The organism is Dyadobacter beijingensis DSM 21582 (assembly GCF_000382205.1).
Classification (GTDB): Bacteria; Bacteroidota; Bacteroidia; order Cytophagales; family Spirosomataceae; genus Dyadobacter; species Dyadobacter beijingensis.
In genome coordinates this window covers 126493-144395 of the sequence record NZ_KB907794.1, presented here as the reverse complement: position 1 = coordinate 144395, position 17903 = coordinate 126493, and the positions used below count along the sequence as shown (strand labels likewise).

Here is a 17903-nt window from a genome sequence, read left to right as displayed (position 1 = left end):
ATAAATGTTCACGCGCAGTTCATTGCCGGCGCACTTTGCGCAAAAATATGAAATTTTTACGCGCTACGAATCGAGCGATGAACTGTGCGCTCCGATCCTACGAAATCAGTACGGGCTTGTATAGTTCGAGGTTTTTGAGGACTTCCCCGGTACCTTTCACGACGGCCTTAAGGGGATCGTCGGCGATGTGTACGGGAAGTTTGGTTTTCTGGGCGATACGTCTGTCGAGGCCGTGGATCAATGCGCCGCCGCCTGTGAGGTAAATACCGTTTTTGAAAATATCCGCAGAAAGCTCTGGCGGAGAAATTTCGAGGGCTTTCATGACGCCCTCTTCGATTTTGGAAATCGATTTATCGAGCGAATAAGCGATTTCGCTGTAAGTAACGCGGATTTCCTTTGGAATACCGGTCATCAGGTCGCGGCCGCGGATCTGGTAATCGTCCAACGGGATTTCCAGTTCCGGTGAAGCGGAGCCAATCGCCATCTTGATGAGTTCGGCAGAACGCTCACCGATGAGCAGGTTATGCTCGCGGCGCATGTAATCGACGATATCACGGGTGAAAACGTCGCCCGCGATGCGTACCGACTGCTCGCAAACGATACCTGACAATGCGATAACGGCGATTTCGGTGGTACCACCGCCGATGTCGACGATCATGACGCCATTAGGCTGCGTAATGTCGATACCGATACCGATTGCCGCTGCAATGGGTTCGTGTACCATATATACTTCCTTTGCGCCGGCGTGCTCGCAGGAGTCCTTCACGGCCCGTTTTTCAACCTCGGTAATTCCCGAAGGAATACAAACTACCATGCGGTGGGAAGGAGTGAAGAAACGGCTTCCGGTATCGATCATTTTGATCATCCCGCGGATCATCATTTCGGCTGCTGTAAAGTCGGCAATCACCCCGTCTTTCAGCGGACGGATCGTTTTGATATTCTCGTTCGTCTTTTCATGCATCTGCATTGCCGTGTGCCCGATCGCCAGTACTTTACCCGTGGTTTTATCCATGGCAATGATCGACGGCTCATCCACAACAACTGTATCTTTATGAATGATCAGAGTATTCGCAGTACCCAAATCAATCGCTATATCGCTCGTCAAAAAATCAAACAATCCCATATATAATGTTAAAAACTTTGCTCACTTTGATTTCAGGATGGCAAAATTACAGATTATTAACCACAAACAAAGGCATTTAAAAAATTTCGGTATGTGGTATCCGAAGGGCGTAAAACTAGTTGCAAAGCAGCTCTCAGACGGTGTAAAATCATGGAATTTGTAAATCCTGCGTACATTTGTTTTCACTATGGGAATCAGATCAATTTTGAGCAGGCCGCTGGCCCGTTACATTGTCAGGCAGCAACAGGAATGGATCGCACGCAGCGTGGAGGTCCAGGAAAAGTGGAGGGCGGAACTGGTGAAAAAGGCAGCGGCGACGCAGTTTGGAAAGGACCATTTTTTCAAAGACATCCACAGCTATTCCGACTTCCGGGAAGCCGTGCCGGTGAGTGACTATGAGGACCTGAAACCTTATGTAGAGAAAATAAAATCCGGGGAAAGTGATATTTTGTGGCCCGGCAAACCGCTCTATTTTGCCAAGACTTCCGGGACGACTTCGGGCACCAAATACATCCCGATTTCGAAAGACTCGATCTCCAACCACATCGACTCGGCAAGGAATGCCATTTTGACGTATATTGAAGAGACGCAACGGTCTGAATTCCTGGATAATAAGTTGATTTTTCTCTCTGGCAGCCCGATACTGACAGAAACCGGCGGGGTACTGACAGGCCGTCTGTCAGGCATTTCCAACCACCACGTGCCGGGTTATCTGCGTTCCAACCAGCTGCCGAGCTACGATACCAACTGCATCGAGGACTGGGAAACAAAGCTCGACAAGATCATCGACGAAACGATCGATCAGCGCATGTCGCTCATTTCAGGTATTCCCCCCTGGGTGCAAATGTACTTCGACCGTATTATCGAACGCACGGGCAAGAAAATCAAAGACGTTTTCCCTGATTTCTCCCTTTTTATATATGGCGGCGTCAATTTCGAGCCCTACCGCGCCAAGCTGTTCGAGTCCATCGGCAAGCCCATCGATTCCATTGAATTATACCCGGCTTCCGAGGGCTTTCTGGCCTATCAGGACAAGCAGAACGACGAAGGACTGCTGCTTTTGCTCGATACCGGCATTTTCTTTGAATTTATTCCCGTTGAAAACTACTTCGACGAAAATCCGAAGCGGTTGTCGATCGGTGAAGTGGAGGTAGGGAAAAATTATGCGGTAATCGTCAATAACAATGCGGGATTATGGGGCTATTCCCTGGGCGATACCGTCAAGTTTGTCTCGACAGACCCTTACAAGATATTGGTGACGGGACGTATCAAGCATTTCATTTCCGCATTCGGCGAACACGTGATCGGCGAGGAGATCGAGAAAGCATTGAAATACGCATTGGAACGCCACCCGGAAACGGAAGTGGTAGAGCTGACCGTGGCGCCGATGGTGACCCCGGCGGGCGGCGGGCTGCCTTACCACGAATGGTTGGTAGAATTCGCGACAAAGCCGAACGATACGGAGCAGTTCGCGAACGACCTCGACCGCAGGCTGACAGAGTTGAACATTTATTACAAAGACCTGATCACGGGAAGCATCCTGCGCCGCCTCGAACTCACGCCGCTGCGCAAGAATTCGTTTATCGATTATATGCGCGCTAACGGTAAGCTGGGTGGCCAGAATAAGGTGCCGCGCCTCTCCAACGACCGGAAGATCGCCGACGAGCTCGCACGCCTGAACGGAAATTGAACCTAACTGAGAATGCAATGAAAAAAAGAGTAGCCATATTAGGTTCGACCGGTTCCATCGGCACCCAGGCCCTGGAAGTGATCGCAGCCCATCCCGATATTTTTTCCGTGTCAGTGCTTACCGCCGGCGGCAATGCGGATTTGCTCATCGAGCAAGCCGTGAAATTCAAGCCGGAAGAGGTGGTGATTTGTAACGAGGCGCATTACGAAAGGGTGAAAGCAGCCCTTTTTCCTTTCGGCATTAAAGTATACAGCAGCGCGGATGCATTGGCGTCGGTCGTGGAATCGGACCATGTGGATGTGGTGCTGACGGCGATGGTGGGTTATGCGGGTCTGATACCGACCATTCACGCGATCAAAGCGGGAAAGGACATTGCATTGGCCAACAAGGAAACGCTCGTTGTGGCGGGGGAAGTGATTACGGCCCTGGCGAAGCAGCACAATGTCAGCATTTACCCCGTCGATTCGGAGCATTCGGCGATATTCCAATGCCTTGCCGGAGAATCGGAGAACAAAATTGAAAAGATCATATTAACTGCGTCGGGCGGGCCATTCCGGGGCAAAGACCGTGCATTCCTCGCGCACGTCACGAAGGCGCAGGCGCTCAAACATCCGAACTGGAGCATGGGCGCCAAGATTACCATCGACTCGGCGACATTGATGAACAAGGGGTTGGAAGTGATCGAAGCCAAATGGTTATTTGACCTGAATGCTACGCAGATAGACGTGATCGTACACCCGCAGAGCATCGTGCATTCGCTGGTACAGTTCGAGGACGGCAGCATCAAGGCGCAAATGGGGCTTCCCGATATGAAACTGCCCATTCAATATGCGCTCAATTACCCGCTACGGCTGAAATCCGACTTCCCGCGGTTCAATTTCATGGACTATCCGACGCTGACCTTCGAAAAGCCGGACCTGGAAACTTTCCGTAACCTTGCCATTGCCTATGAAGCCTTGGAAAAAGGCGGAAACGCTGCTTGCATCGTCAATGCCGCCAATGAAATTGCCGTTGACGCATTCCTGCACGATAAGATTGGTTTTTTGGATATTTCGGACGTAATTGTCGAGAGCCTTGCCAAAATTGCATTCATCGGGAATCCTTCAATCGGGGATTATGTTGAGACGAACGAAGCGACAAGGCGTTTTGCTTCTGAAATGATACAGGTCAAAGTTTAAATGAAAACCACCTTTCTAAAATACTTGTCCGTTGCGCTTGCCAGTACATTGAAATTCTTCGGAGGGCCGATTGCGGGGGTAGTGTTAAAATTGACCTGGATAGAAACTGCCCTTTGCTCGGCGGTAGGGATGATGTTCACGGTGTTCGTGCTCACCTATCTGGGCGGCGCGATCCGAAACCTCATTCAGAAAAACCGGAAATCCCCACCAAAAAGATTCACCAGAACCAACCGCATTGCCGTCAATATCTGGCGTAAGTTCGGGATCGTCGGCATTGCATTCCTGACGCCCCCGCTGTTCACGCCGCTTTTCGGGCCCATTCTGGCCGTCGCTTTCCGCGTGCCGAAGCCGTCGATATTCTTGTGGATGTCGGCCAGCGCGCTCGTATGGGGTCTGGCAATCTCCTACATCGCCCACAAGATGACGTTTATCCAGGAGTGGATTAAATGAGTCGTTTCTACCGGCTGACTTCCTTCTTCGGCGCAGCGGTTTTCTTCATAAAATCACCTTGCGAGAAGTATTTTTCGATGAGGCAGTACATCAATATAAAGAAGTACCGGCTGCCCATTTCCTTGATTTTCAGCTTAGATTCACCGTATTTCCGGTTGGTCCAGCTATTGGGTACGACAGCGTAGTTGTAGCCGCGCACCATGGCTTTGAGAGGTAATTCGATAGTTAAATTGAAATGAGGTGCCAGAAATGGCTTGATACCCTCAATGGTTTCGCGCTTGTAAAGCTTGAATGCATTGGTAGTATCATTGTATTTAATCCCCATTACCATGCGCACGATCGCATTTGCCACGCGGTTAATCACCTTTTTCAGTGCGGGGTAGTCGATCACCTTACCCCCTTTTTCCCAGCGCGAGCCGAAAACGCAGTCGTAGTCGCCTTCCAGCATTTTGTAATAAAACTTCACGAGGTCTTCGGGATCATCGGACATATCGGCCATGAAAACGGCCACACAATCACCTTTGAAGCGTTCCAGACCGTAACGAACTGCGTAACCGAAGCCATTCGGGCCGGGATTGGTATAATAAACGAGGGTAGGGATCTGAAGCGATAGTTCGTCGAGTACACGCAATGTCCCGTCCTTCGAATTGTCGTTGGTGACGCAGATTTCGTGGGGGATATTGTACTTATTTAATGTATTATGTAAGGATACAAGCGTGTGTGTGATGGATTCTTCTTCGTTATATGCTGGTATTACGACGCTTAGCTTCATAAATGTATTTCGTGTTAAACAGTACAAATTAAAGATTATTAATTCGAACTGCCAATTTTTTCAAGGCTGGCAAGGAGCTCGTTGTAGCGTTGCAGGGTTCTGGCAACGGTCGGATCATGCCGCCCTTCGAGCCATTTGCCTACGTTTTCAAACATCTCCTTTCTGTTTTGCAAAAATTTCAAATTCGTGTGTGCGTGTACATTGCTCAGGCCCGCGCTATGCTTGCGATACACGCCCATGACCTCATCCAAATAACCGATTTTGCCCTTCGCGGCAAGCTGGAACATGATCGCCCAGTCGCCCGCAGCCGCTTTCGCATGCCATTCGGCGAAGTCTTCGGTCAGGAAATGGTTGCGGTAAACCCAGCTTGCCGTCGCCATAAACCATTTGTCTTCCAATAGATCTTCAATGGTAGAAACCGCTTTCTGATCGGCCGCATTGAAGAAATGCGAAGGAGAGCCGTCTTCATAAATGACCTCCATATTGTGGTGGCAAACGGCAAAATCACGGTTTTGATCCAGAAAATCGACCTGTTTTTGGAGTTTCAAAGGATCGGTCCAGTAATCGTCGCCCTCGCACATCGCTACGTACTCGCCTTTACAGGCTTTCAGGAGCTGCAACACATTGTTTCTTCCTGCAAACTCGCGCGGCTCCTTCGGCCCCTGGTTTTCGGAATGCAGAAAAGCCCGGATGACACCGGGCTTTTCTGCGGAATATTTGCGAATAATATCAGGCGTGGCGTCGGTAGAAGCATCATCCCCGATAACAATTTCAAAGTCGAAGCTGGTCTGCTGCATGAATGCGCCTTCCAGCATCCGGCCAATGTATTGCTCGTGGTTGTACGTCGGGACGCAAACGGAAAGTTTCATTCGGAATTTAGCTAAAAACCTCTTTCAATTGCTCCACCGTCGGGAAATCCGGCGTTACGAGCTCTGTTTCGGGTTTATAAATGTACGCCATCGGGTAGCCGCGCTCAATGAAGGTTGGTTCGTCGAGGTTGTTGTAACGCAGCTGAACGGACCAGCGGATGTTGTTCGTAATGTTGTTGCCCGACTGGTGGATCAGGAATGCCGAGAAAATCAGGATGTCGCCGACTTTAAATTCAGTCTGAACAAAATCTTCATCCTTTAATTCAACCGTAATACCTCCCTGATAACCGGATGTCGTAGAAGCCTGCAAGCCGATTTTATGGCTGCCCGGGATCACCTGCAATGCGCCGATATCGGCACCGGCATCGACCATCGGGAACCAGATTACCGCGCTGTCGAGCGAGCCCTGGCCCGTGCGCCAGTCCTGGTGCGCGTCGAGTTTCCAGTGCTTGCTGCCGTCTTTGGACAAAAAGCGGCTATTGAATTGCATGGCCGCGCGGGCACCGATGATGGGCGCCGAGAGGCCAACATCTTTCAACAAATTTTCGATCACCGGGTCTACGCCCAGGCGGTGCAGCGGAAATGAATGCTGAACCGTTTTGCCCGTGCTTACAAATCCATCGAAATCCTTTTCGAAGAATTCGAACATGGCATTTTCAAAAGTATCGCGGTCGTCGATATCGACGGTTTTGCCCGTTACGCGTTTGATCTGCGTCGCGAAAATTTTGCGGGCATCGGTATATATTGCATTAATGACGTCCTTGTCGAGGTAGTTTCTCAAAAGGACATAACCATCGCGGTTGAACTGCTCCTGAAGTGTACTCATTGTGCGATCACGTTTGTGACATTTAATGGTGATTTCTTCAAAATTATCTCGCCATTGTTGCTGAGGTTATGACTTGCCTCAGTTTGATTCAGAATATTAATCTTCCCAAACCGCGTAGCCAAATCCCGCCGCACCGAAGCCATTACCATTATAAAGCAGGTAACGCTTGCCATTGTGCTGGTAGAAATTGGCGTAATCGATCATTTCGTAGTCGAAATCTTCCGGGTTGTCGGATTTTTCGATGCCTACCAAATGGTCTTTGCGCTCCCAGGTAGTACCGTCGGCCGACTCGGCATAGCCCAGGCGGTAGCTCTGGTTGCGGTCGGTGCGGTAGTCGCGGGAGTGGCGGTAGGAATAGTACATTTTGTAAATGCCATCTTCCTTAAACACACTCGGGCGGCCTACTGCATGCAGGAAATCGTCGAAATCCAACGTAGGAATGTCGCTGATTTCCCAATGGATACCATCTTTCGAAGTCGCCGATTGTGCGCGGTAGTAAGGCTCGGGGTAATCGTGGATCATCTCGCATTTGTGGCCCGAAATGTACCACATGCGCCAGGTACCGTCATCGTCGATCAGTACCGAAGGCTGCGCTGCCCATAGCGGGTTTTGGATGCTGCGGTCCATAATGGGCCCGCGGAACATCTTTTTGAATGTGATACCGCCGTCGTGACTTACCGAAAGGCCCATGGAAAGCCGGTAGGAATTCCAGGTACGGTTCCAGCCGGTGTAGTAAAGCCAGATATCGCCGTTCGGCCGGTCTACAAACCAGGCGGGCATGGCACCAGTTTCGTCGTATTCGCCCGGACCGCCGAGTTCGAGCACGGGTTTGTCGTGTATGTAAAGGATTTTTTTAGGATCGTCGTAATCCACATCGATGAATGTCGGACGTGATTGCGTGCTGTTATCCCTCGTCGAGAAATAGATTCTTAGAAAATCCTTGTGTTTATAGGCAAATGGTACCTGCGCATGGCTCTGACTGTGCGCCAGACTGCCGTCAGGTTTATAAATAACTCCTTTTTTAACCCACATTGGAACGTTGAATTTTTGGTATTGAAAAATGGCGTAATGCTTAGTCGACTGCTTTTTCAGCACGCAGGCGCCAGTTATCAACGAAATCTTTGCCCGGGATCGGCAGATCGATATCCACTTCCGGAGCCTTCGCGGTAACGCGGTATTCCATCACATAAAACGCATTTCCAAACACGTAATGCAGCTTGAAGTTCTCGATGTTAGCCGGAACGTCTTCGAGCGGCACCTCGGCGCGGAACAGCGGGTTCGCTTTTAGCAAAGTAGCATAAGTAGGGGTGTTCCGCAGCCACGGGGCCACGCTTTCATCGCCTACCACCACTTTTCCGCCTGGTTTCACAACGCGGGTCAGCTCGTCGAATGCGCGTTTGCGCTCCGAGAACGTGTTAATGCCGCCGAAATGGAACACAGCATCGAAAGTATCGTCCGGGAAAGGCAGGTATGAGCCATTTCCGAGGAAGTAATGCACGTCAAGGTCGTTCGTATCGAGTTTTTCCTGCGCCAGTTTCAGCATGTTAGGCGAAAGGTCGGACAGAACAGCCGTTCCGCCGGGTCTTACTTTGTCGAGGATCAATGCAGAATCCTTTCCGGTTCCCGCACCTACTTCGAGGGCTTTCATGCCGGGTTTCAGCTCCATCAGATCAATGAAAAAGCGGCGGGTAGCAGCTTCGTCGGAGTGGTTCAGGGTTTCGAAAACCCAGGAAACGCCCCGGTCGTAGCGAAGGAAAGCCTGGTCGTACAAGTATTGTTCGCGCGCATCTTCGGGGAGCAATTCTTTGGGATACAGCATATTGACGATGCCCGTATCTCCCACTTCATAAACTGTGCCGTCTTCGCTTTTAAGAGATTTGCCGTCTTCGGCTATGGTTAAAGGGGTTCCTGTGCGTGGGCAAACCAGTGATTCTAAAAACTCCTGTTGATTCATTTTTGCGTGTCTGATTGATTCATATCCGGTCAAAATTACCTTTTTTCTTTGGAACACCAGCCAACGAACGGCGGCTTCTTAGCAAATGGGCAATGTGTTTTTCTGTTGCATGGTAACGATACCGCACCATTTTTTTATTATTACCTTTGAATGTTTTGTAAAGACAACCCGTAGTACTTCATTATCATGTCCCAGCTTCAGGAAAAAATCAAAGCGCTTGCCAAGGATCAGTCGGAAGACATTATTGCCCACCGCCATCATTTGCATAGTAACCCAGAGTTATCATTCGAAGAGTTCAAAACAGCCAAATACGTTGCATCGGAGCTCACGGCAATCGGCCTGCAACCCCAGGAAGGCATTGCCGGAACGGGCGTGGTGGCGATCATCGAAGGACGCAATCCGGGCAAGAAAATCGTCGGCCTGCGTGCCGATATGGACGCATTGCCAATCCTCGAAGCGAACGATGTACCTTATAAATCAACGGTCCCGGGCGTGATGCACGCATGCGGGCATGATGTGCACACATCGTCGCTCCTGGGCACGGCTCGCATTCTGCACGCATTGCGCGAGGAGTTCGAGGGGACTGTTAAATTAGTGTTTCAACCGGCGGAGGAGAAAGCACCGGGTGGCGCTTCGCTGATGATTAAGGAAGGTGTTTTGGAAAATCCACGTCCGGCCAGCATGGTAGGCCAGCACGTAGCGCCCAATATTCCCGTAGGTAAAATCGGCTTCCGCGAGGGCATGTATATGGCCAGCACGGATGAGCTGTATCTGACGGTAAAAGGCAAAGGCGGTCACGCCGCGGCACCGCACCAATTGGTGGACCCCGTATTAATGGCTTCTCACATTATCGTGGCATTGCAGCAGATTATCAGCCGCAACCGCAATCCGGCGAACCCGTCGGTGCTCTCATTCGGCCGTTTCATTGCCGATGGGGTTACGAATGTCATTCCAAACGAAGTGACCATCCAGGGAACGTGGCGGTGTATGGACGAGGAATGGCGCGAGGACGGTTTGCGCCGCATGAAGAAAATGGCTGAAAATATCGCCGAAGCGATGGGCGGAAACTGTGAATTCGAGATTGTGAAAGGCTATCCGTTCCTGAAAAACCACCCCGAGCTCACACGACGCACCAGAACGGCGGCCGTTGGCTACATGGGTGCGGAAAACGTGATCGATCTCGACCTGTGGATGGCCGGCGAAGACTTCGCATTCTACTCACAGGTGGTCGACTCGTGCTTCTACCGCCTCGGAACGCGTAATGAGGCACGCGGAATCATCTCCGGCGTGCACACACCTACATTCGATATCGACGAAAGCGCACTCGAAATCTCGACCGGCCTTATGAGTTGGCTGGCAATTTCTGAGCTGAATGCTTAGGGATATACCTCTTGAAATAACTGTTGATTTTCAACGTGATCACACCAAAGATGGCTTCCTTGAAAATGCCTTTCGACATTTTTGAGGCGCCTTTGGTGCGGTCGGTGAAGATGATAGGCACCTCGGTGATGCTGAAACCGTATTTCCAGGAGTTGAACTTCATCTCGATCTGGAAGGCGTAGCCGATGAACCGGATATTGTCGAGGTTGATCGTATTCAGCACTTTGGCAGTGTAGCAAATGAAGCCCGCCGTCGGGTCCATAATCGGCATCCCGGTGATGGTGCGCACGTAATAGCCTGCAAAATAAGACATTAAAACGCGGTTGATCGGCCAGTTGACCACATTTACTCCCGTAATGTACCGCGACCCTACCGCCACGTCGTGGCCTTCGTTCGCGCAGGCATTGTACAGACGGATCAGGTCTTCCGGCGGGTGCGAGAAGTCCGCGTCCATTTCAAAAATATAGTTATACCCTTTTTCGAGCGCCCATTTGAAGCCGTGGATGTAAGCGGTACCCAGGCCGAGTTTTCCCTTTCTCTCAACCAGGTGAAGCCCTGGAAATTCTTTCATCAAATCCTTGACAACCCCTGCGGTGCCGTCCGGCGATCCGTCGTCAATGATCAATAAATCAAACGGATGGTTCAGGCTGAAAACCTTCCGGATGATGGCTTCTACATTTTCAAGTTCGTTGTAGGTGGGGATAACTACAATGCAATCGTTCACAGGAATTGTCCAGTTTAGAAGTTAAATGCGTAGTATTGAGCGTGATACACAGAAAATTTAGAAGCTAATATTATTACTTTTCTCCCTAACCTCAATTTTCTTGTTCACTTTTTCGTAAATGGCGGTCATCCGTTCGGGATGACTCATATAATAAGAGTAGCTTTCGCGGTACGCCGTTGTATCAACCTGGTGTTTTTTCCAGATACCACTCTTCAAGCGGTTGAAAATCATGAGCGAAGAATCGAGCGATTTCAGTTGCAGGCGGTTCACACGCGATTCTGCTAAATGAATATCGGTCAGAATGGCGGCCATTTTATCCTCAGGTAATGTGCCTTTCGGCGGCTTTTCGTCCTCGGAGCAGGACGAAAACAGCATGCCCAGGAGGGCGAGAACGGCTATACCGGTCGTGAATTTCATGGCAGGACGCAGCTTACTATCAAAATACCTATCTTTGTTTTAGGTACACCAGACGACAAAGGTGGTGATTTTTTTGCAAAACTTATGTTTGAGCAGTTTCTGGGAAAGTTAAGGAAGTATGAAATCCGCATGCGAAAAGCGGTGACCAGCGAGCGTCACGGCAATTTCCATTCGGTATTCAAAGGGTCCGGCCTGGAATTCGATGACCTGCGCCTGTACCAGTACGGCGACGACGTGCGGGCGATCGACTGGAACACTTCTGCGAAAGGTCACGGTACGTTTGTCAAGATTTTCAAAGAAGACAAGGAGCAGACGGCCTTCTTCATGCTCGACGTGAGCGCATCGCAGCAGGTAGGGGAGGTAAAGAAGCTGAAAATCGATATTGCGAAGGAAATATGCGGGGTATTGACCCTCTCGGCCATTCAGGAAGCGAGCCGTGTCGGATTACTTTGTTTTTCGGACCGTAATGAGCGCTATATCCGGCCTTCCGACGGTATGAAACACGGCTACGGCCTCATTTCGGAGCTTTACAAATTAGTACCGGAATCTACCAAAACCAATATTGCCGATGCCATTCTGGTCGCGTTGAATGTGCTTCGCCGCCGCAGCCTGATCTTTTTGATCTCCGATTTTATCGACAACAATTACCAGCATAACCTCAAAGCCCTCGCCCGCAAGCACGACCTGATCGTGATCCATTTGTACGATTCGCGGGAGGTGAATCTGCCAGGACTAGGCATTATCCCACTTTACGACGCCGAGAAAAAGACGACCGTGTGGGTAAACACTTCTTCCAGACAATACCGGGAGGAAATGGCCAACCGGTTCGGCAAACGCAGCGCCGAGCTTCAACGGCTTTGCCACCAGAACCGCGCCGATTACATTTCCATCAATACACAGGAAGATTACGTGCCGGCCCTGATCCATTTGTTCAAAGTGAGGCGTTATACCAAAAGTACGGCACCGTCCAATGGCTAGGGTTTTTCAGGCGATATTATCAATAATCCTCATTTGCGTTTTGCTATGCGGCATCGGCGCGGCCAAAGACGTGCGAAAGCCGCGCATCAAACCCCGCGGTGCTTTCCACACCGACAGCGTGGAGGTGGGTAAGCCGGTCTATTTCTCGCTCAGCGTCCGGCACAGCCCCGATACCGAGATTTTCTTCCCCGACAGCACCTTCGATTTCTCGCCTTTCGAACTCGTTGCGCAGCGCAGCTTCGTATCCAGCACCGACGGTCGCGGTACGCTCGATAGCGCCGTGTACCACCTTATCTCGTTCGACGTAGCCAGAATACAGCAGCTCCGGTTGCCTGTTTATGTATTTCAAAAGAAGGATTGCACGGCCGTTTTTACCGCCCCGGATTCTGTTTTTCTTATTAAAAGCAACAATATCGATATCCGTAAAAAGCCGCTATTGAAAGAAGAAACGCATCTTTTGCCGCTTAGCCGGGAGTTCAACTTTTCGATGCTGATCGGCTCGGTGGCATTGATTATCGGCGTTGTGGGAAGCATTTACTGGGTTTTCGGGCGGGACATTTACAAGCAATGGCAGCTGTTGAAATTGCAGCGCCGCCACCTCGAATACGTCCGCTCGTTCAACCGCCTCATGCGCAGCGCGCGCGAGAAGAGCAATATCAAAGACGCCGAAAAGGCCATTATCATTTGGAAAAACTACCTCGAAAGGCTGGAAAAGAAGCCATTCGCCACCTATACCACCCGCGAAATCATCGATAACATGCCCGACGACGAGCTGGCCGACGCATTGAAAAACATGGACAGCATTGTGTACGGGCAAGGCCGCTCCGGGAACATGGAAACGTACCTCGAAGTGCTCAAAACGGGTGCCACGCGTTTGTATCGCGCCAAAAGGAAGTTTGTACTCGACAGCCCCGTCGCTTAACCCGGTCATTGAATGGAGAATTGGTTTTCACTGGAATGGTTTGGGTACAATGCGCTGCGGTCTTATGAATGGGTGTACCCCTATTTCCTCTATTTACTGCCGCTCGTACCGTTCCTTTTCTGGCTTCGGAACGCACTGCACCGCAAGCACAAGCAGCGGCTCACCATTACCTACACATCCGTCACCGGGTTCCGCAGCTGGCTTACATTGCTGCGGTTTGTGCAGCCCATTTGTGTCGGATTGGCCATTAGCCTCATTTTGGTGGCATTGGCCCGGCCGCAGGTCGTTTCGGAGCGGAAGGACCAGTATTCGGAAGGGATCGATATTATGCTGCTCCTGGATATTTCCGATTCGATGATCGAGAAAGACCTGAGCCCCAACCGCCTCGAAGCCGCCAAAAGAATGGCCCGGCAGTTTATCAAAGGCAGGTTGCAGGACCGCATCGGGTTGATTGTATTCGCGGGGGAGGCGGTATCTCTTTGTCCGCTTACAACCGATTACGAGTTATTATACGGCTTCCTCGACGAAGTTAATCCCAGCCTCATTCCTACACCCGGCACGGCCATCGGCAGCGCATTGGCCGTGGCGGTGAACAGAATGCGCGATACGGCGGGCGAGAGCAAGGTGGCGATTTTGATCAGCGACGGCGATAATACGTCGGGTAACCTCGGCCCTACGACGTCGGCGCAGCTGGCGAATGCATTCGGTGTGAAGGTGTACACGATTTCTGTCGGGAGGCCGAAAAAAATGTCCAAAACAGACACCACGGCCACTGCTGGTGCATTAATGGATGAAGGAGAGCTGCAAAATATTGCGGGAATCGGCAATGGGAAGTATTTTCGTGCTACCGATAACACGGCGCTGGAAACGGTTTTCAAACAGATCGACCAGCTCGAAAAAGTGAAATCCCGCGATGTGCTGTCGCGCGATGTGAAGGATTATTACCGCGTTTACCTCTATTGGGCGGTGACGCTGCTGCTCGTGGCGACCGGGACGAAGAGTACATTTATGGCCAATATTCTGGAAGATTAATGCTGAAAGCTTATTACAATATCGACGCGATCGAGGCGGGACTGGATGAAGTGGGAAGAGGCTGCCTGGCCGGGCCGGTTGTGGCTGCGGCGGTGATCCTGCCGCGTGATTATAAGCATTCATTCCTCAACGATTCCAAGCAGCTTACCAAAGCGCAGCGTTTGGAACTGGAAAAAGAGATCATCCGGGAATCGGTTTCCTGGGCCGTGGCGGAGGTCGACAATATCGAAATCGATAAGATTAATATCCTGAAAGCCAGCTTTCTGGCTATGCACCGGGCGGTGGATAAGCTGCGCATTCGTCCCGAGCATTTGCTCGTCGATGGCAACCGCTTCACGCCTTACCCGATGATCCCGCACACCTGCATTATCAAGGGCGATGCGCATTATCTTTCCATTGCAGCGGCTTCCGTTTTAGCCAAAAACTACCGGGACGAGCTTATGAGTAACCTTTCCCGGCAATTCCCGCATTACGGGTGGGAGCAAAACGTGGGTTACCCGACGATCCATCACCGTAAGGCGATCGTGCTCCACGGCCCATGCTCTTATCACCGCATGACATTCAAATTAACCAAGGAAGAAAGCGATCAGTCGGTTGAAGAAACCGAAGATTTGGGCTTTTTGTAAAGCGGCACGGTACTGCACGGCTCGCCGAACATGAGGCTCTGCACGACCGGTTTCAGCAATTTGCTCACGGCCACATAAGCAGATACCGGGACTTCCACCTTGCTGCAACCTTTTACTACCACGCGTTTTCCTGCAAATTCATCCGCATTCAGCTTAGCGATGGCGTCTCCGAAAAGTTTGTCCTCCAATGCATTCAAATCACCGAAAACAAATGCATTCGCGAATGGCTCCAGATGCACGGCCAGTAGCATATAGGCCCAGGTAGGCACAATGGCATCTTCCGAACAAATGATCGCCACGTTTTTACCCCGGTATTGCGACCAGTCGTGGGTTTTCAAAAAATCCCGGAAATCCTTTTCGCGCAGGATCATGCCCTGCCAGAGGTTGTCTTGGATATCGTAGACAATGCGCTCGCCGGGATGGTAGAGGTCTTCCAGATCGAGGGAGATGATGCCGCTGGTGGCAACCCGGTTTACTATTTCGTCAGTTTCCATTGTAAAAATGCTGTTACAAAAAGGCTAACAACAAAATGCGGGCGATTGTTTGTAAAAACTGCTAAAATCCGCGCTCACTGCACCAAAGTGCTGGCTTTTCGAGGTGCGGGCGACATGAAATCTTTCAAATAATAAGGTTCAAATGCCGCTACATCCTCAAACTGCGCATTCGCAAATGCCAGTGCACCGAGCAGGGCAACCGTTTTGGCCGACGGCTTGATGTCGATCGCGGGGAAAACTGCATTCGCATGCTTTTCAAGCACCGGCTTGCATTTGGCAGCACCGTCCCCGAAGAAGACAACCCGGTGGTTCGCGAGCAGATCTTCGAATGAACTTTCAGTCAAAATCACGGCCTGCGTTTCCTGCACGAATGCATTGTTGTCATCGAAAACGGCTGAATATACCTCCATCCGGCGCGCGTCGATCATCGGGCATAGCAAATGGCCGGGATAGTAGGGTGCCAGCTGCAATGCCATTGCCTGCAAGGTATTGATGGCGATCAGCGGCTTGTCCAGCGCATAGCAGAGGCCTTTCGCGGTGGATACGCCTACGCGCAGGCCCGTATACGAGCCCGGACCTTTCGCCACGACAATCGCGTCGATGTCGGCCAGTTTGAAACCAGCGTGCTCCACGGCGTCGCGCATGAGCGTCGTGAGCATCGCGGAGGAGGATTTGTCGGTGAAAAGATCATAGGATGCCAGCAAACCGGAGTCGTTCTGAACAGCCACCGAGCATCCGCGGATCGAGGTATCGATACAGAGTAATAGCATATAAAAACAAAAAGCCCGCCGCTAGCGACGGGCCGGTTGGTATTATTTCTTTTTCAAAATCTGGCTGTAACGGGCCGGGTCTTTGAAGAGCGCCAGGGCTGCCTTCACTTCGGGATCTTCGTTGAAAGAAGCTTCCCGCATGCCTTTTTCCAGGTAATAATGTTTGATAATCTCTTCTTCGAGGATCTTTTTGATCTCCGGTTTGAAAATTTGCAAATCGTTGTCCTTGCTATGTGAAAGCTTGGATTTCAATGCTTTAAGCTGCTCTTCGATCACTTCCAGGGACTTTTCTTTTTTGGCAGAAGCTTCGAGATCGTTCAGGTCGCGCTCTACTTGCGTGGTGTAATCGTATTCCTTGTCGCCCAGCCATTTCGTGAATGCCGCATAATCGGCGTCCGACAAATGGAATTCCTTGGCGGGTTTAATGGTCTGGTGTTCGAAATGGTACTTCACGGCGTAGTCGAAGAACAACCGGTTACGGCCAAGTGAGATCGCGAGCGGTGAAAGGTTCTCCTTTTCGGTAATAATGTCGGGCAGGATACCGCCGCCATCGAATACGACGCGACCGTTTTTGGTCTTAAACTCCGTCATGAGCGAATCGGGGATCTTGCCCACGCTGCCGTCGTCGTTGCGGTGGCTGTAATCGATCGCCTGAATACACCGGCCGCTCGGAATGTAGTATTTGGCGGTGGTGATCTTCATTTTGGTATTGAATGAAAGGTCACGCGTGGTTTGTACCAGCCCTTTTCCGTAAGTCCGCTGACCGATCAGCACGCCGCGGTCGTAATCCTGGATCACGCCCGAAACGATTTCCGCGGCCGAGGCACTGCGATTATTGGTTAAAACCACCACGGGTATTTCGGTATCAAGCGCCGGGTTGTATGCAGTGTAGGTCTTGTTCCATTCGCTCACCTTTCCTTTGGTCGAAACCACTTCCTCGCCTTTAGGAATAAATATATTCGAAATCTCGATCGCCATATTCAGCAATCCGCCGGGGTTGTCGCGCAGGTCGAGCACGACGGATTTCATGCCTTTTCCTTTCAGCTCCTGGAATGCATTACGCACTTCTCGTGAAGCGGTAGCCGTAAAGTCTTTCAGATCGATATAACCTACTTCGTCGTTCAGCATGCCGTAATAGGGCACATTGGTCACCTTCACGATGTCGCGGTTGAGGGAGATTTCCAGGGGCTTGGTGATGCCGTAGCGTTTCACAGTTAATGTAACCGCCGTCTGTGTCTGGCCTTTCAGCAACTTGCCCGTGTCGAAATCCTCGCGGGTCGAGAGGTCGATGCCGTTGATTTTCGTGATTTCGTCGCCAAGTTGCAGGCCGGCTTTTTGTGCCGGGGTATCTTCATACACCATCATCACGGTATGCTTGCCATCGGCGGAGTTGACCATCGCACCGATGCCGTTGTACTTGCCGGTGGTCATCGTCATGTAATCCTCAATGTCGTCCTCGGCATAATACACCGTGTATGGGTCGAGGGAGCGGAGCATATTATCGATGCTCGTCTTGATCAGCTGGTTAGGATTGATCTCGTCGACATAATAGGCGTTCAATTCCTTGAAAAGCGTGGCATAGATGTCAAGGTTCCGCGCGATTTCGAAAAGGCGGTCGTCCTGGCGGAAAGAAACGAATGCAAGCCCACCCACAACCGGAGCGGCCAGCAAGATGGAACGAAGATACTTTTTCATCTA

The 17903-nt window shown here is 50.9% G+C and carries 19 protein-coding genes; 8 read left to right on the top strand and 11 right to left on the bottom strand.

Translation table 11 applies throughout. From position 1 onward, the window contains the following. Positions 1-97 precede the first annotated feature (97 nt). Entirely contained in the window at positions 98-1123 is a 1026-nt protein-coding gene (locus tag H144_RS0130930; RefSeq protein WP_019946014.1) for a rod shape-determining protein, read from the bottom strand. 187 nt (positions 1124-1310) lie between these two features. On the opposite strand from H144_RS0130930, the gene H144_RS0130925 reads away from it, so the two are divergent. From H144_RS0130925 to H144_RS0130915, 3 genes are read left to right on the top strand one after another with little or no spacing between them, the layout of a single operon-like run. Further along, complete coding sequence (locus H144_RS0130925; RefSeq protein ID WP_019946013.1) at positions 1311-2813, top strand: GH3 auxin-responsive promoter family protein; 1503 nt, start codon at positions 1311-1313, stop codon at positions 2811-2813. A gap of 17 nt (positions 2814-2830) precedes the next feature. Beyond that, the gene (locus H144_RS0130920) at positions 2831-3991 is read left to right on the top strand and encodes a 1-deoxy-D-xylulose-5-phosphate reductoisomerase (RefSeq protein ID WP_019946012.1); all 1161 of its coding nucleotides are present in this window, start codon (positions 2831-2833) and stop codon (positions 3989-3991) included. Beyond that, positions 3992-4441 carry a hypothetical protein gene (locus tag H144_RS0130915; RefSeq protein ID WP_019946011.1) on the top strand — a complete coding sequence of 150 codons (450 nt, stop codon included), beginning with the start codon at positions 3992-3994 and terminating at the stop codon, positions 4439-4441. 7 nt (positions 4442-4448) lie between these two features. On the opposite strand, the gene H144_RS0130910 is transcribed toward H144_RS0130915, so the two are convergent. The 5 genes from H144_RS0130910 to H144_RS0130890 all read right to left on the bottom strand — a co-directional run bounded on the left by H144_RS0130910 (position 4449) and on the right by H144_RS0130890 (position 8862). Further along, complete coding sequence (locus tag H144_RS0130910) at positions 4449-5213, bottom strand: glycosyltransferase family 2 protein (protein WP_019946010.1); 765 nt, start codon at positions 5211-5213, stop codon at positions 4449-4451. Between the two features lie 38 nt (positions 5214-5251). Next, entirely contained in the window at positions 5252-6082 is an 831-nt protein-coding gene (locus H144_RS0130905) for a glycosyltransferase family 2 protein (RefSeq protein WP_019946009.1), read from the bottom strand. Between the two features lie 7 nt (positions 6083-6089). Then, positions 6090-6908 (bottom strand): phytanoyl-CoA dioxygenase family protein, encoded by an 819-nt coding sequence (locus H144_RS0130900; RefSeq protein WP_019946008.1) that lies wholly within the window; start codon positions 6906-6908, stop codon positions 6090-6092. Between the two features lie 96 nt (positions 6909-7004). After that, positions 7005-7940, bottom strand: coding sequence for a glycoside hydrolase family protein (locus tag H144_RS0130895; RefSeq protein ID WP_019946007.1), 936 nt, complete (start codon positions 7938-7940; stop codon positions 7005-7007). Positions 7941-7980: 40 nt separating this feature from the next. Beyond that, positions 7981-8862: a class I SAM-dependent methyltransferase gene (locus tag H144_RS0130890; protein WP_019946006.1), complete on the bottom strand. Its 882-nt coding sequence runs from the start codon at positions 8860-8862 to the stop codon at positions 7981-7983. Between the two features lie 186 nt (positions 8863-9048). Between H144_RS0130890 and H144_RS0130885 the strand changes: the two genes are divergently transcribed. After that, on the top strand, positions 9049-10242 hold the full coding sequence (locus tag H144_RS0130885; RefSeq protein ID WP_019946005.1) for a M20 metallopeptidase family protein: 1194 nt from the start codon (positions 9049-9051) through the stop codon (positions 10240-10242). Here the strand turns inward: H144_RS0130885 and H144_RS0130880 are convergent. Together H144_RS0130880 and H144_RS0130875 are read right to left on the bottom strand one after the other, a co-directional pair. Continuing rightward, positions 10205-10966, bottom strand: coding sequence for a polyprenol monophosphomannose synthase (locus H144_RS0130880; RefSeq protein ID WP_019946004.1), 762 nt, complete (start codon positions 10964-10966; stop codon positions 10205-10207). The genes H144_RS0130885 and H144_RS0130880 overlap by 38 nt on opposite strands. A 57-nt stretch (positions 10967-11023) precedes the next feature. Further along, positions 11024-11383, bottom strand: coding sequence for a DUF4296 domain-containing protein (locus H144_RS0130875; RefSeq protein ID WP_019946003.1), 360 nt, complete (start codon positions 11381-11383; stop codon positions 11024-11026). Positions 11384-11467: 84 nt separating this feature from the next. On the opposite strand from H144_RS0130875, the gene H144_RS0130870 reads away from it, so the two are divergent. Genes H144_RS0130870 through rnhB form a run of 4 tightly spaced genes read left to right on the top strand, consistent with a single transcriptional unit; the run spans position 11468 to position 14941 of the window. Next, positions 11468-12361 (top strand): DUF58 domain-containing protein, encoded by an 894-nt coding sequence (locus tag H144_RS0130870; RefSeq protein ID WP_019946002.1) that lies wholly within the window; start codon positions 11468-11470, stop codon positions 12359-12361. Beyond that, on the top strand, positions 12354-13283 hold the full coding sequence (locus H144_RS0130865) for a hypothetical protein (protein ID WP_051100224.1): 930 nt from the start codon (positions 12354-12356) through the stop codon (positions 13281-13283). The genes H144_RS0130870 and H144_RS0130865 overlap by 8 nt, the downstream gene beginning before the upstream one ends. A gap of 12 nt (positions 13284-13295) precedes the next feature. Then, on the top strand, positions 13296-14315 hold the full coding sequence (locus H144_RS0130860; protein ID WP_019946000.1) for a vWA domain-containing protein: 1020 nt from the start codon (positions 13296-13298) through the stop codon (positions 14313-14315). Further along, positions 14315-14941 carry a ribonuclease HII gene (gene rnhB, locus H144_RS0130855; protein ID WP_019945999.1) on the top strand — a complete coding sequence of 209 codons (627 nt, stop codon included), beginning with the start codon at positions 14315-14317 and terminating at the stop codon, positions 14939-14941. Before H144_RS0130860 ends, rnhB begins: the two co-directional genes overlap by 1 nt. Here rnhB and H144_RS0130850 read toward each other — a convergent pair. The 3 genes from H144_RS0130850 to H144_RS0130840 form a co-directional block, all read right to left on the bottom strand. Then, entirely contained in the window at positions 14902-15435 is a 534-nt protein-coding gene (locus tag H144_RS0130850; RefSeq protein ID WP_019945998.1) for a DUF2480 family protein, read from the bottom strand. The two genes, rnhB and H144_RS0130850, sit on opposite strands and share 40 nt — an antisense overlap. A gap of 74 nt (positions 15436-15509) precedes the next feature. Continuing rightward, positions 15510-16205 carry a tRNA (adenosine(37)-N6)-threonylcarbamoyltransferase complex dimerization subunit type 1 TsaB gene (gene tsaB, locus H144_RS0130845; protein WP_019945997.1) on the bottom strand — a complete coding sequence of 232 codons (696 nt, stop codon included), beginning with the start codon at positions 16203-16205 and terminating at the stop codon, positions 15510-15512. Positions 16206-16247: 42 nt separating this feature from the next. Further along, a complete protein-coding gene (locus tag H144_RS0130840) occupies positions 16248-17900 on the bottom strand; it encodes a S41 family peptidase (protein WP_019945996.1) in 1653 nt (550 codons plus the stop codon). Positions 17901-17903: the final 3 nt, after the last annotated feature.

What these genes read in the sequence shown, in the direction of transcription:
- H144_RS0130890 (WP_019946006.1), bottom strand. Translation starts at nt 8,862, where the DNA reads ATGAATCAACAGGAGTTTTTAGAATCACTGGTTTGCCCACGCACAGGA.
- H144_RS0130910 (WP_019946010.1), bottom strand. Translation starts at nt 5,213, where the DNA reads ATGAAGCTAAGCGTCGTAATACCAGCATATAACGAAGAAGAATCCATC.
- H144_RS0130860 (WP_019946000.1), top strand. Translation starts at nt 13,296, where the DNA reads ATGGAGAATTGGTTTTCACTGGAATGGTTTGGGTACAATGCGCTGCGG.
- rnhB (WP_019945999.1), top strand. Translation starts at nt 14,315, where the DNA reads ATGCTGAAAGCTTATTACAATATCGACGCGATCGAGGCGGGACTGGAT.
- H144_RS0130900 (WP_019946008.1), bottom strand. Translation starts at nt 6,908, where the DNA reads ATGAGTACACTTCAGGAGCAGTTCAACCGCGATGGTTATGTCCTTTTG.
- H144_RS0130840 (WP_019945996.1), bottom strand. Translation starts at nt 17,900, where the DNA reads ATGAAAAAGTATCTTCGTTCCATCTTGCTGGCCGCTCCGGTTGTGGGT.
- H144_RS0130905 (WP_019946009.1), bottom strand. Translation starts at nt 6,082, where the DNA reads ATGAAACTTTCCGTTTGCGTCCCGACGTACAACCACGAGCAATACATT.
- H144_RS0130865 (WP_051100224.1), top strand. Translation starts at nt 12,354, where the DNA reads ATGGCTAGGGTTTTTCAGGCGATATTATCAATAATCCTCATTTGCGTT.
- H144_RS0130885 (WP_019946005.1), top strand. Translation starts at nt 9,049, where the DNA reads ATGTCCCAGCTTCAGGAAAAAATCAAAGCGCTTGCCAAGGATCAGTCG.
- tsaB (WP_019945997.1), bottom strand. Translation starts at nt 16,205, where the DNA reads ATGCTATTACTCTGTATCGATACCTCGATCCGCGGATGCTCGGTGGCT.
- H144_RS0130875 (WP_019946003.1), bottom strand. Translation starts at nt 11,383, where the DNA reads ATGAAATTCACGACCGGTATAGCCGTTCTCGCCCTCCTGGGCATGCTG.
- H144_RS0130930 (WP_019946014.1), bottom strand. Translation starts at nt 1,123, where the DNA reads ATGGGATTGTTTGATTTTTTGACGAGCGATATAGCGATTGATTTGGGT.
- H144_RS0130920 (WP_019946012.1), top strand. Translation starts at nt 2,831, where the DNA reads ATGAAAAAAAGAGTAGCCATATTAGGTTCGACCGGTTCCATCGGCACC.
- H144_RS0130870 (WP_019946002.1), top strand. Translation starts at nt 11,468, where the DNA reads ATGTTTGAGCAGTTTCTGGGAAAGTTAAGGAAGTATGAAATCCGCATG.
- H144_RS0130850 (WP_019945998.1), bottom strand. Translation starts at nt 15,435, where the DNA reads ATGGAAACTGACGAAATAGTAAACCGGGTTGCCACCAGCGGCATCATC.
- H144_RS0130925 (WP_019946013.1), top strand. Translation starts at nt 1,311, where the DNA reads ATGGGAATCAGATCAATTTTGAGCAGGCCGCTGGCCCGTTACATTGTC.
- H144_RS0130915 (WP_019946011.1), top strand. Translation starts at nt 3,992, where the DNA reads ATGAAAACCACCTTTCTAAAATACTTGTCCGTTGCGCTTGCCAGTACA.
- H144_RS0130895 (WP_019946007.1), bottom strand. Translation starts at nt 7,940, where the DNA reads ATGTGGGTTAAAAAAGGAGTTATTTATAAACCTGACGGCAGTCTGGCG.